The organism is Curtobacterium sp. MCBA15_016 (assembly GCF_001865105.1).
In the GTDB taxonomy this organism is placed as follows: domain Bacteria; phylum Actinomycetota; class Actinomycetes; order Actinomycetales; family Microbacteriaceae; genus Curtobacterium.
In genome coordinates, this window is the sequence record NZ_MJGR01000045.1 from 87357 (window position 1) to 99281 (window position 11925).

Here is an 11925-nt window from a genome sequence, read left to right on the forward strand (position 1 = left end):
CGCCTAGGCACAGCCGCTGAGGCGACAGTTCCGTCTCCTGTGCAAAGGACTGCCGAGGGCTAACCGCCGTCTACCGACCCCTGTGCCCTCAGTTCCGATAAAAGCGACTCTCGGAACAAGATATTGCGGGGTGAAGTGCCGATGGCCGACGTGACTGAAGCGCGAGCCAGCAGCTCCGTGGACGCATCGGCGACGAGGACATAACTTACTTGCTCAAGCGATCGCAACGAACGCAGCGCCGGCGTCCGCGCTCGCTAAGCCGAAAGCGTCCGATGATGGCGCTTTTGTCAGATCTGCCGCGATCTCTTCCCCTCCACCCTGTCCAATAAGGAACGGTTAAGAATTTGGGGGTGAGAGAAAGCGTCGTTCGTTCTCGCGAATGAGGAGACGCGCCTCCGTCATCGGAATATCCCAAAGGAGTGACAGCGCGTCGAAACAGCTATGAATGTCCGTCGGAATCAGGGGCCTGCCGCTAATCCGAGTAAACGGTCCATCAGTTTCGAGCAGGAGCCGATCACGAGGGATTGTGTTCAAGAGGCCCCGCCCCTTCGCACCCCTGAGCATCGCGGGACCAAGACTGAAGTAGTGGCCTGCTTCCGACGCGCGCCGGGCCTCACTAACTGTCCCTGAAAACCAGTGCAAAATCACCCGACCGGGAGGCAGCACCTCGAGTTCATCGAGAACCGCGCTGGCAGCCCGCCTGCTATGAACGGTCACCACCTTCCCTCCCGCCTCGCGGGTACTTCGCAGAATGTGTCGGAAGACGCGTAGTTGGGCGTCCCATGTCGCGCGGAGTTCAGGGGATCCGTCGAGTCCGACCTCCCCTACGAAGTCAGTTTCGATGAGATATCGATCGAACTGCCGCAACTCATGCTCGCGCTCCTCGGCCAGCTGAGGGTGCAACCCCAAAGCTGTTCGGACGTTTGCATACTTACTGCCCAGATCTGCCGTTCCGGGCCAAGCGGAGGGCGTCGTGGTAACAGATACGATTCCAACATTTCGATCAAGCGCAGCCGTGGCAACATTGACGGGGTCCGGATAGAGGTCTAGATGGCAATGGAAGTCGATCACTTGACCCCGAAAGCGTCGTGCAGCGCTCCAAGCTCGAGCATGCCACGTCTCAACATCGCCGCGACCTGCGCGGCCTCGGTGAATGCCAATGAGCTGAGCGTGGGTCCAACCCAGCGTTCAAATCCAGACTCTTCGATCTCATAGCGAGCGATTGCGACCGATCTCACGTCATCGAATCCAGCGTGTTCGGAGTCTTGCTTGCCGATGTCATGGAAGTAGTACCGCGTTGAATCGTCGCGGCCCCAGCTAAGAAAGGAGGCTCGTCTAATCTGGCACGGGACACAACGCCCACAGTGCGTGTAGTTGAACCGCTGGAATCGTCCGCAGCTCGTCGACACATGAGCAAGTTCCGCGAGTCTCGTTTGATCTGAGCACTCCTGCATCATCTCGCCCTTTGTCTTGAGGAGGTACGGGTTTATGATTCGGACGTTGAGTCCGACGTCCCGAAGGATTCGCTCGATAGCATCAAGGAACTCCGGCCGGGCGGTACGAGTGCTGAGACTGCTGATCCGCGACGTAGTGAGCGGAGGATTGATAGCAATGAAACCGTTTTCACACATATAGATCGGGACGGTCCCGCCATCCCGATATCGGTCAGTGCAGGTCGCGGCAAGAACGGCGTACGCGAGAAAGATCAGTGATCGCGCGCGCTGGGACGTTTCCTTAGCCGATCGTTCGGTGCTGGCATTGTGGTTGAGCGGCAGACGTTCGATTCCTAGCTCACGGGCAAATTGTTCTTGTTTCTCGGCATCCCCGCGCACAACATGGCTTGTTGCTAGCAGTCTCAGACCCGATGCGGTCAGGTCAATTGCACCAATGAGAGAGTCTAGGCCACCTGAAAGTAGGGCCACCGCGTCGACGTCGTAACGGTGCGGCTCGAGAGGGACATCAAGCGCGTCGCCTCCATCTCGGACAGACAGCGACCACCTGTCCGTGGTCAGGAACCCCAGCGCTCGGTTGAGGTCGGGCAGCTGGGGGGCCCAGGCGTCTGGGTCACTCACGGCGATATCGATCGCGATCTCGCGTGTCCATCCGTCTGGGCTGTCCTCTCGGTGGCTTATTCCGTCAGCGGCGATCACGGACAACGCGATTGCCAGAAAGTCCCAGGCGGCGGGGTCTGGTGCGAGGTCACGGCGTTGCACTGACTCCCGGATTGCCCTGCCAGCGGTAGCCCCTGCATCGAGAGCCGACGCGGTGAAGAGAGAGATCGGAATTGCATCGCCAATGTTCTTCAGCGATGTCGCCGGTCCACTTCGAAATTTCATGACGTGTAGTCCTCGAATACTGTGAAGGCCTCACGCAGCGCATCCCGTACGAGCGCTGACACGCCGCCGGAGTCTAGCGATCTCCCCTTGGCTCGTACGGCGCGGAAGGCGGCGGCAACTTCCTGTTGGACGAACTCTCGAACCTGTCGCGCGCGACGAGCTGCGGTGACCGCGTCAGGCGCTTTGTCTCGGATCGTTTTTCCGACATCGAGTAGGAATCGATTTGTGACGTCGAGCGCAGTGTACCGCTCGATGACGAAGTCGCGCTGCGTATCAGAAAGCGCTGCGAGGTCGGCGTCGGGATATCTGCTGAGTAAGTCGCTCAGGGCAGTGTGGACGGAGACCCGGGCAGCTTCGGTGTCCTGAGTGCCGTCAGTTGGCGCGACTGCCTCGACGACTGCGTTGAGGATCGCGTCGGCGTTCCCACTGTTGGCGATGATTCTGTCACGAAGAGCAGCGGCGTCACCACCCGGTGCGGAGCCTAGAAGCGACGAAAGCCTACCGGCCGTGCGCGCTGTGCCAGACAATCGGCGGGTGAGCGTTCCGCTGCCGCCGTACCCGGACGTTACGTAGCGAGAGAGTGAGCGGCGAAGCGCGTCTGTGTCCCCTGAGCGCGCGAAGCGTGTCGCGTTGCTTCGAGTTGCACCAAAGCGCGCCGGCGCAGCTTTTGGGTCGACTGCAAGTGGCTCGGGTGCCGACTGGCCGTCATCAGCAGCGGAGTCGCCAACAACGGGCGGTGCATCGTCCGGCGGCGGATCGGCCCACGGTGGGACAAGCGAGACGCCTGCACCTGGACCGGTGCTGCTCTTAGACGTTCCCATGTTCCGTCCTCTGCTTTATCGCTCGCTTCACGGGCGCGTCGATCTCGTCCGATGCGTTCCAGGCGTTGAACACGACCTGCGCCCACGGGTATTGCGAAATCCGCGGGACTATGCCGGGACTAATCTGCGCAGCCGGTCGCCCTCCCAGGAACCCCGCGAGGATCTGACCCTGGCCTTCTGGATCGACCTCGGCGATGGCCAGGCAGGCGTCGAGCACAGGAGGGGTCCCCCACGAAGTCTCCTGACGCGCCTTCGCGAGGAGGCGCTCCATGATGATCGACAGTTCCGGCCGTGCAAGAGCGGCAAGGTCCTCGGTAAGAAGTGCAGCGCCGCCTGGCTCTTCAACAAGGGCCGTTAGGAGTTCAGCGGCTTCAGACGAAAGACGGTCTTCACCCGTGATCAACGGTGCGTTCTCTCGCCCCACATACAGCGCGCCGCGGAGGTCCTCGTCGGCAAGTGGCGGCGCGAGACCAATCCAGTCCGCCACGAACGAGCCTGCCCAGGGGCCATCGAGGTCCATCGCTTCGCCTGCAGCTGCAGCTACTTCCCACTCCCCAAGAGCCCTGGGCTTGCCGTCGCCGTCAGCGTTCACCGCGGCTGTTAATGCGGCGAATGACTGCGGAGGAGCGAGCCGCTCAAAGAGAAGCAGCTTTGCAAGTACCTGCTCATCAACATCAATACCTTGGGCCTTCGCGATCGACAATCGGATGTCCAGGGCGTTAAGGAACCGCTTGATTAGACGGGGATTACCGGCGATCCCCTTCGCCGATGTCATAACAGGAGCAAGGCGCTCGGCCGTGTTGAGTTGAAGAATTAACGGCGCAGGAAGCTCGACTCCCTGATCGCGGACGAAGGCGCGATTAACACTCTTGCCACGCCATGATTCTTTGAGTCGGTCAGCCATTGCCTCCCTAAGTCGTTCCTTCTCATCGCCGCCGAGAGAACTGTTCTCGATGAAAAGCATCATCATATATGCTCGTACCTCTTGTGTGCCAAGAGCGGGCACGCGAATTGGAATTTGAATGAGCTTGTCGAAGTAGTTTGTGACTAGCGATTCGTCGGTAAGATCCCCAAAATGCTTCCTAACCGCGTGTTTGATCATGCCATCGTCGGCAGCGATAACGAATGCAGTCCGACGGAGGAAGAGGAATAACCGTATCGCTTCAAGGGTCGAGATAGCGGTATCGGGCAAGCATCGATCCAGGTCGTCGACGAGAAGCACTAGGGTGACCCCCATTTCCTCAAGAGCTTCCTCGAATGATTCCCGCAACTTCTCGATCTGCCTCGGCGGCGAGGAATCCTCCTTGGGGTCAAGCAGGATACGCCCCGCGGCTGCGGCCGCCTTTGCAGCATTGCCACCGTTCTTCAGGGTCCTTTCGTCGGCGTCACCATCCTTGATGTCGCCGATGATTCCTGTGACCTCGCCGACCAGCCCGACCGGAGGCAGGCCCAGTGCAATAGCCGCAGCGGGGACGGCGACTGCCTTGGCGAGACGGAGCCATTTGATGCGCTTGAGAAAGTCTTTGGCCTTATCCAGTCCGGTCTCTCGAGCCGTCGCTTCTTCAATCAGCCGGGCAGCAATCGTTTCAAGGAGCGCGGTTCGTGCATCGTCGTACCCTTGGTACAACCAGGCGTTGAACTCAATGAACACGAAGTCATCGGTGCCAGTTCGCTGCCTTAGCGCCGCCTGCGTCAGTTTGATCATCGACGACTTGCCGACACCCCAGGAACCTGAAACGCCGATCGAGACTGGGCGCGTGTCGGCGTCGATGACGATTTGCGCAATTGACTCGGCGACGCCGCTGAAGTTTAGGAAGTCTCTATCGGTTTCGTTGTCGGACCACACGCAGCCGTCTCCCTTGCCCAGTCTTCCTAACGCGATACCCGACTCATACTCACAGGTGAAGGACGAAACCTTCGCACGGCGCTCCGTTCGAGGACGAGAGCCGCCGATCGGCAGGGCATCTGCGGCCGCGATCGTCGCATCCCAACGGGACGGTGTCTCGTTGGGGTATACCCCAGCGCCACGGTCGCGGCTGACTGTGCATCTGTGGTTTTAGGGTCCCCGTCGGAGCTCTGCCACACATCTATGCGCTCATCTGGAGCTTCAGCGGCGCATCGCAGTGGCGAGGCCCGTTAGCGGGGACGGACCCGAAGGCTTGCGCTTCGCTGCGCGCGCTCGGGGAACGGGCGAGTGCGCCTGGGGCACCGGGTCGGACGCACTCTGGCTGACCACGCTGCCGAAGGGCAAGCGGCGGCCGCGGCACGGAGTACTGCACTCAAGAGAGTGCACCAGAGATGCACCAAGGACGCTCCTAAAAAGAAGAAAACCCCCGTGTGAACGGGGGTTTTCTGTGGCGGTACCGGTGGGATTTGAACCCACGGTGGAGTTGCCCCCACACATGTTTTCGAGACATGATCCTTCGGCCGCTCGGACACGGTACCGGGAAAGAGTTTACACGATCCAGGAGGCGCGACGCACCACCGCGCGTCGGCTCCCCCTCCACAGGTGTCCGGTCCCGGACGCCCGTCCACGGCCCGGTCGGGACGGATCGCGTCCCGAAGAAGTCCGCGTAACGTCCACCGCATGAGATCTCGCACGCTCATCGCACTGCTGTCGTCGGTCGTCGGCGGCCTCACCGTCCTCGGGGGCGCTGCCTTCGGCGCCCGGGCAGGCGTCCGTGGTCAACGCGCCGCCGCCCGTCGAGTCGGCGAACTGCTGCCCGTGCACGCCGACTGGTGGCGCGAGCGTTTGCAGCACGAAGGGCAGATCACGTACCTCGCGATCGGTGACTCGGCAGCGCAGGGCGTCGGTGCGAGCGAACCCCACCGCGGGTACGTGGGGCTGCTCGCCCGCCGGATCCGGCACCGCTCCCGGTCGTCGGTCCGCGTCGTGAACCTCAGCGTGTCCGGCTCGACGACGTGGGGGGCGCGGAAGGACCAACTGCCGAAGCTCCGCAACTACACGCCCGACATCTGCACGGTGTCGATCGGCGCGAACGACATCGCCGACTTCCACCCCGACAAGTTCGAGCGGAACATCCGAGACATCTACGGCGCCGTGCCGTCGCACGCGATCGTCGCCGAGCTGCCGTGCATGTTCGTCCCCGACCGTGAGCGCAAGGTCGCCGTGGCGAACGAGATCGTGCACCGCGTGGCCGAGGAGTTCGGGCTCACGGTCGCGCCGCTGCACACCATCACCAAGCGGGTCGGTCTGCGCCGGACGTTCTTCAACAGCTACGGCGACCTGTTCCACCCGAACGACCGCGGGTACGAGATCTGGGCGAGCGCGTTCGAACCCGCGGTCGATGCTCGGGTCGACGTCGTTGCCGCGATCCGGCACTACCTGTCCGCCCGTGAAGCCGAGGACCTCGGCGCCGGAGCCGGAGCGGTGGCGACCGCCCGGGCCGAGCAGGACACCGAGGGTGCCGAGGCTCTCGACCACGCCGAACGTCCCGGTCGCATCGACCGCCTTCGGCAGCGCATGACCGGATCGGTCACCCTGCCCGACGCCGGACCCGACACGCGCCCCGACGGTCCGGACGACCGCGCGGGTGATGTCAGCGGCACCGCCTAGCCTGACGATCATGGCTCGCGCTCAGTCCCCCTACCGCTGCACCGAGTGCGGCTGGACCAGCATCAAGTGGGTCGGCCGCTGCGGTGAGTGCCAGTCCTGGGGCACGGTCGAGGACTCCACCGCGGCCACCGCCAGCGTCCGGGGCACCACCTCGGTGGCGGTCACCGGCAACCGCGTGGCACGGCCCATCACCGAATCCCGCGGAACGACGGTCCAGCGCTGGCAGACCGGCATCGGCGAGTTCGACCGTGTCCTCGGCGGCGGAGTGGTCCCGGGTGCGGCGGTCCTGCTGTCCGGCGAGCCCGGTGTCGGCAAGTCGACGCTCCTGCTCGAGGTCGCTTCACGAGCGGCGGCGACCGGCAAGCGCGTGCTCTACGTCAGCGCCGAGGAATCCGTCGACCAGGTCCGGCTCCGCGCCGAACGCACCGGGGCGATGCACGACGACCTCTACCTGGCGAGCGAGGTCGACCTCGGCGTCATCCTCGGCCAGATCGACCAGGTCAAGCCGGACCTCCTCATCGCCGACTCGGTGCAGACGATCTCGTCGAGCTCGATCGACGGCATCGCCGGTGGTACTTCCCAGGTGCGTGAGGTCGCCTCCACGCTGATCCGCGTCGCGAAGGACCGCGCGCTCCCAGTCCTGATCGTCGGGCACGTGACGAAGGACGGCACGATCGCCGGACCCCGACTGCTCGAACACCTCGTCGACGTGGTGTGCCACTTCGAAGGCGACCGGCAGACCGCACTCCGGTTCGTCCGCGCGCTCAAGAACCGCTTCGGCCCCACGGACGAGGTCGGCTGCTTCGACATGGCCGGCGACGGCATCCACGAGGTCCCCGACCCCAGTGGCCTCTTCATGTCGAAGAACGGCGCGCCGGTGTCCGGTACGTGCGTGACCGTCGCGCTCGAGGGTCGCCGAGCACTCCCGGTCGAGGTGCAGGCGCTCGTCGTCCCGAGCTCGGCGCCGCAGCCGCGCCGGGTCGTGAACGGCGTCGACTCCTCCCGCGTGGCGATGCTGCTCGCGGTGCTCGAACGTCGCGCCGGCCTGAAGCTGTCGGATGCCGACGTCTACGTCTCCACGGTGGGCGGCATGAAGCTCACCGAGCCCGGCGCGGACCTCGCCATCGCACTGGCCCTCGCGAGTGCCGCCCGCGACCGCCCGTACCCGCACACGTTGGCGGCCGTCGGCGAAATCAGCCTCGCGGGCGAGATCCGTCCGACAACCGGAACGAAGCAGCGCGCGAGCGAAGCCGCACGCCTTGGCTTCACGACCGTGCTCGGCGCGGACGCTCAGCACCTCCGCGAAGCACTACGGGTCGCGTTCTCCCTGGCCGCGAACGAGCGGGAGCGCGAACTCGACCGAGCGTTCTGACCGATCACGGCAGCACCGATCACGGCAGAGCGGGCGGTGCGACACGCCGCCGAACGACGCACACGCGAGCGCGAGTCAGGCCCGGAGCGCCGCCAACAGGTCCTCGGGCGTCGCCTGCATCGTGTGCGGGCCCGCGATGTCGAAGAAGACGCCCTCGAGCGAGTCCAGGTGCGCCGCGATGAACTCCTCGAGCCGCGGTCCGTCGTAGACCATCACCTGCCGGACCTTCTCGTCCGGCACCATCGCCGTGTACGCGTCCGCCGACGAGAACAGCAGCAGGATGCGCTTGTCCGAGCCCTCACGCCCGAACACCCGCACCTGCATGTCCTTCTTGCCGGTGACGAGCCGGGGGACGATCACGATGTCGTTGCGGAGCGCGAAGGCCACCGCCGCGACGTCCTGCTTCTCGAGCGCCGCCTCGAGCTGTTCGCTCCGGAAACGCTGTTCCTTGTCTGCCATCGGGACCCAGTCCACCAGATTCATGGACGTTCGGCGACTTCGGCTCTTCCCTTGTGGCCACAAGACTGTAGATTGGTACCAACCGCTTCGGCGGGAGTCCATCGTTCTTCCGGTGCACAGCACCTCGAGCGCCATCGGTCACTGGCCTTCCCCGGCCGCCTGGCCCCGAACCCGTTCTACCGGCCCCATGCCCGCAGGACGCATCGATCTGACGACATCCGTCGGTGGATCGGCGGTAGCGAATACCGCATCGCAAGGCAGTCGACTGCAGATGTCGACTGGCAAGAAAGTAAGGAACGCCATCATGGCATCGACCGGCACCGTCAAGTGGTTCAACAACGAAAAGGGCTTCGGCTTCATCGCCCCGGACGACGGCTCCGCTGACGTCTTCGCTCACTTCTCCGCGATCGCTGGCAACGGCTACAAGTCGCTCGAGGAGAACCAGAAGGTGGAGTTCGACATCACCGAGGGCCGCAAGGGCCCGCAGGCGGAGAACATCTCCGTCATCGGCTGATCTCCTCCAGCCCGAACGGGCCCGTCGTCCTCGTGACGACGGGCCCGTTCCCGTTTCACGACTTCTGCGCGCCCCGCATCCGTCGTATCACCGCTGATATGCTGACTCCCCGTGCGGAGCGGATACGTCGTCTACGTCGACGAAAGCGGAGACCACAGTCTCACGAGCATCGACCCGGACTACCCGATGTTCGTCCTGGCGTTCTGCATCTTCCCGGTCGACCTGTACGTCGAGCGCATCGTCCCGCTCGTACAGCGGATCAAGTTCGACTTCTTCAACCACGACATGGTCGTCCTGCACGAGCGCGAGATGCGACAGTCTGCACCGCCGTTCGACATCCTCCTGAACGCCAAGGTTCGGACGGCGTTCATGCAGCGGGTCGACTCGGTGTTCGACGAGCGGTTTGGCATCGTCGCGAGCGCGATCCGGAAACACGAGTTCCGTGCTCGTGTCGGCGTTGACACGAGTCCGTACCACGTCGCCCTCGAGTTCGGGCTCGAGCGGGTGTTCCTGCAGCTGCAGAGCAAGGGAGTCGCGCGGAGCGAGACGGTCGTCGTCTTCGAGAGCCGTGGTCGGACGGAAGACCGTGATCTCGAGCGGGAGTTCGGTCGGATCCTGTCCACGACGAAGATGCGTGGGATGGCCGAGACGTTCCGCTTCGCGATCGCGAGCAAGCAGGCGAACAGCACCGGGCTGCAGATCGCCGACCTCGTCGCACGGCCGATCGGAACCCACTTGCTCCACCCGGAGCAGCGGAACCGGGCCTGGGACCGGATCCTGAACCGGATGCCGAAGTCCCCGGCGGGCTCAGAGCTCGGGTGGGGGCTGAAGGTCTATCCCTGACAAGCGAAAACCCCCGGAGATCCGGGGGTGTGACGCCGACCGGGCATTCCCAATCCACTTGCCTTCATCGTAGCAGGGGGAGCACCGCCGGACTACCCGAGGATGAACTGCACCGACGCCTTCGACTCGATGTTCCCCACCGCCACCTCCAGGTGGTAGCTCGCACCCCCACCGGTGACCGACGGCCGTGACGAGTCGCACGTCGACGTCGACGACCGCGTCCGGTCCCAGGCGATCGCCGGCGTGGTCAGGGTCTGCCCGGCCTTGATCGTGACGTCCTGGTTGGTCCCGCCGGTCTGGCAGTCCTTCGACGACCAGTACTGCTCCTCGCCGGACGAGATCGTGAGCACCTGCTGGGACGACCCGAGGTCCATGTGGCACGAGTTCGACCCGGTGTTCTTGATCGACATCGCGATCTTCGGGTCCTCGGTGGGGCCGTACGAGGTCTTGTCGACGACCGGCGTGAGCTCGATCTGCTCCTTGGCACACGTCGACCCGTCCTTGGCCGAGGCCGGAGCCGAAGCCGAAGACGAGGCCGAAGCCGAGGCCGAAGACGAGGCCGAGGCCGACCCCGAGGGCGAAGCGGCTGCAGAGGGCGTGGCACGCGGCGACGACGACGGCCCGGCAGACGATGCAGAGGCGGAAGCGGGAGAAGAACCCGGGTCAGCAGACGCCCCACCCCGCCCGACCACGATCAGCACGACGACGACCACGATCAGCAGCAGCACCCCGATGACCATCGCACGACGGCGCCAGTAGACGCCCGGCTTCTCGGGCCCGACGGGGTGACGGAACGACGACATGCGCACAGGGTAGACAACGGCGCGAGCCCGACGAGGGAACCCCGCCGGAGGGCAGGCGAAAGCGTCAGAGGATCTTCAGCATGCGGGTGTTGCCGAGCGTGTTCGGCTTCACCCGTGCGAGGTCGAGGAACTCCGCGACCCCTTCGTCCGACGACCGGACGAGCTCGGCGTACACCTCGGGCGAGACGACGCTCTCGCCGATCTCGAGGTACCCGTGCTTCGTGAAGAAGTCGACCTCGAACGTGAGGCAGAAGATGCGGGCGACGCCGAGTTCGCGGGCGTCGTGCTCGAGTGCCTCGAGCATGCGGTGGCCGACGCGCTTGTGGATCCAGTCGGCGTCGAGGGCGAGCGTGCGCACCTCGGCGATGTCGTCCCAGAACACGGCGAGCGCACCGCACCCGATCGGGACGCCGTCGGGGCCTTCGGCGATCCGGAACTGCTGGATCGAACCGTAGAGCGCGACGTTCTCCTTGCCGAGCAGGATCCGCCGGTCGACGTAGGGCGAGATGAGCCGCTGGATGTGCGGGACGTCGGACGCCAGGGCCGGGCGCACCAGGATGCCGTGCTCGTCCCGTTCGTGGAACGCGTGCTTCCCGTGCTCAGTCATCTCCCTCACACTAGTGCGCCCCGGGGGACACGCCCCTGTACGGCGCCCAGCCGTGGCCGCCTACCGTCCGGGTCATGCCTCAGATCATCGAAACCGTCGACGTGAACGTCCCCGTCGCAGCTGCCTACGGCCAGTGGACCCGCTTCGAGGAGTTCCCCGAGTTCCTCGACGAGGTCGAGAAGATCGTCCAGGTCGACGACAAGACCACCGACTGGACCGTGAAGGTCGCCGGCCAGGAGCGCGAGTTCCGTGCCCTCATCACCGAGCAGCACCCCGACGAGCGGGTCGCGTGGACGGTCAAGGACGGCGAGACCGACCACGCCGGCGTCGTCACCTTCCACAAGCTGTCCGACGACGAGACCCGCGTCACCGCGCAGATCGACTGGGAGCCCTCCGGCTTCCTCGAGAAGCTCGGCGCAGCGGTCGGCGTCGGCGGTCACGCCATCAAGAAGGACCTGCAGAACTACAAGGAGCGCGTCGAGTCGGCGCCCACCGACACCGGGTGGCGGGGCGACGTGCAGGCCTGATCAGGCCGACGCACGAGACGCGACCACGGTCGGGACGGGAGGCGCAGTGCCAGCTGGCACCGCGCC

General features: G+C 64.6%; 12 protein-coding genes and 1 tRNA gene. 5 read left to right on the top strand and 8 right to left on the bottom strand.

The genetic code is table 11. The annotated features are described in order from the left end of the window. Positions 1-336 precede the first annotated feature (336 nt). The 5 genes from qatD to BIV03_RS16550 form a co-directional block, all read right to left on the bottom strand. Positions 337-1071: a Qat anti-phage system TatD family nuclease QatD gene (qatD, locus tag BIV03_RS20315; RefSeq protein ID WP_083403500.1), complete on the bottom strand. Its 735-nt coding sequence runs from the start codon at positions 1069-1071 to the stop codon at positions 337-339. Further along, positions 1068-2336: a Qat anti-phage system QueC-like protein QatC gene (gene qatC / locus BIV03_RS18905; protein ID WP_083403501.1), complete on the bottom strand. Its 1269-nt coding sequence runs from the start codon at positions 2334-2336 to the stop codon at positions 1068-1070. Before qatC ends, qatD begins: the two co-directional genes overlap by 4 nt. Beyond that, positions 2333-3157, bottom strand: a complete 825-nt coding sequence (gene qatB, locus BIV03_RS20275) for a Qat anti-phage system associated protein QatB (protein WP_083403502.1) — start codon at positions 3155-3157, stop codon at positions 2333-2335. Before qatB ends, qatC begins: the two co-directional genes overlap by 4 nt. Further along, a complete protein-coding gene (locus tag BIV03_RS16545) occupies positions 3144-5003 on the bottom strand; it encodes a P-loop NTPase fold protein (RefSeq protein WP_071296478.1) in 1860 nt (619 codons plus the stop codon). The genes qatB and BIV03_RS16545 overlap by 14 nt, the downstream gene beginning before the upstream one ends. A gap of 509 nt (positions 5004-5512) precedes the next feature. Then, positions 5513-5602 (bottom strand) — tRNA-Ser (locus BIV03_RS16550). Between the two features lie 142 nt (positions 5603-5744). Between BIV03_RS16550 and BIV03_RS16555 the strand changes: the two genes are divergently transcribed. Beyond that, on the top strand, positions 5745-6734 hold the full coding sequence (locus tag BIV03_RS16555; protein ID WP_071296479.1) for an SGNH/GDSL hydrolase family protein: 990 nt from the start codon (positions 5745-5747) through the stop codon (positions 6732-6734). A 10-nt stretch (positions 6735-6744) separates the two neighbouring features. Next, the gene (radA, locus tag BIV03_RS16560; protein WP_071296480.1) at positions 6745-8106 is read left to right on the top strand and encodes a DNA repair protein RadA; all 1362 of its coding nucleotides are present in this window, start codon (positions 6745-6747) and stop codon (positions 8104-8106) included. 75 nt (positions 8107-8181) lie between these two features. Here the strand turns inward: radA and BIV03_RS16565 are convergent, their stop codons facing one another. After that, the gene (locus BIV03_RS16565; RefSeq protein WP_071296496.1) at positions 8182-8565 is read right to left on the bottom strand and encodes an SseB family protein; all 384 of its coding nucleotides are present in this window, start codon (positions 8563-8565) and stop codon (positions 8182-8184) included. Positions 8566-8869: 304 nt separating this feature from the next. Between BIV03_RS16565 and BIV03_RS16570 the strand changes: the two genes are divergently transcribed. Both BIV03_RS16570 and BIV03_RS16575 read left to right on the top strand, forming a co-directional pair. Further along, the gene (locus tag BIV03_RS16570) at positions 8870-9079 is read left to right on the top strand and encodes a cold-shock protein (RefSeq protein WP_022907629.1); all 210 of its coding nucleotides are present in this window, start codon (positions 8870-8872) and stop codon (positions 9077-9079) included. A gap of 111 nt (positions 9080-9190) precedes the next feature. Continuing rightward, positions 9191-9922, top strand: coding sequence for a DUF3800 domain-containing protein (locus BIV03_RS16575; protein ID WP_071296481.1), 732 nt, complete (start codon positions 9191-9193; stop codon positions 9920-9922). A gap of 92 nt (positions 9923-10014) precedes the next feature. Here BIV03_RS16575 and BIV03_RS19240 read toward each other — a convergent pair whose 3' ends face one another. Both BIV03_RS19240 and BIV03_RS16590 read right to left on the bottom strand, forming a co-directional pair. Further along, on the bottom strand, positions 10015-10725 hold the full coding sequence (locus BIV03_RS19240; protein WP_139202034.1) for a hypothetical protein: 711 nt from the start codon (positions 10723-10725) through the stop codon (positions 10015-10017). A 64-nt stretch (positions 10726-10789) separates the two neighbouring features. Then, positions 10790-11332: an amino-acid N-acetyltransferase gene (locus BIV03_RS16590; RefSeq protein ID WP_070417309.1), complete on the bottom strand. Its 543-nt coding sequence runs from the start codon at positions 11330-11332 to the stop codon at positions 10790-10792. Between the two features lie 74 nt (positions 11333-11406). Between BIV03_RS16590 and BIV03_RS16595 the strand changes: the two genes are divergently transcribed. Next, the gene (locus tag BIV03_RS16595; protein ID WP_070417310.1) at positions 11407-11859 is read left to right on the top strand and encodes an SRPBCC family protein; all 453 of its coding nucleotides are present in this window, start codon (positions 11407-11409) and stop codon (positions 11857-11859) included. Positions 11860-11925 lie beyond the last annotated feature (66 nt).

Excerpts from the sequence above, each read along its gene's own strand:
- radA (WP_071296480.1), top strand. The coding sequence starts at position 6,745 with ATGGCTCGCGCTCAGTCCCCCTACCGCTGCACCGAGTGCGGCTGGACC.
- BIV03_RS19240 (WP_139202034.1), bottom strand. The coding sequence starts at position 10,725 with ATGTCGTCGTTCCGTCACCCCGTCGGGCCCGAGAAGCCGGGCGTCTAC.
- BIV03_RS16570 (WP_022907629.1), top strand. The coding sequence starts at position 8,870 with ATGGCATCGACCGGCACCGTCAAGTGGTTCAACAACGAAAAGGGCTTC.
- qatC (WP_083403501.1), bottom strand. The coding sequence starts at position 2,336 with ATGAAATTTCGAAGTGGACCGGCGACATCGCTGAAGAACATTGGCGAT.
- BIV03_RS16555 (WP_071296479.1), top strand. The coding sequence starts at position 5,745 with ATGAGATCTCGCACGCTCATCGCACTGCTGTCGTCGGTCGTCGGCGGC.
- BIV03_RS16590 (WP_070417309.1), bottom strand. The coding sequence starts at position 11,332 with ATGACTGAGCACGGGAAGCACGCGTTCCACGAACGGGACGAGCACGGC.
- BIV03_RS16595 (WP_070417310.1), top strand. The coding sequence starts at position 11,407 with ATGCCTCAGATCATCGAAACCGTCGACGTGAACGTCCCCGTCGCAGCT.
- qatB (WP_083403502.1), bottom strand. The coding sequence starts at position 3,157 with ATGGGAACGTCTAAGAGCAGCACCGGTCCAGGTGCAGGCGTCTCGCTT.
- BIV03_RS16565 (WP_071296496.1), bottom strand. The coding sequence starts at position 8,565 with ATGGCAGACAAGGAACAGCGTTTCCGGAGCGAACAGCTCGAGGCGGCG.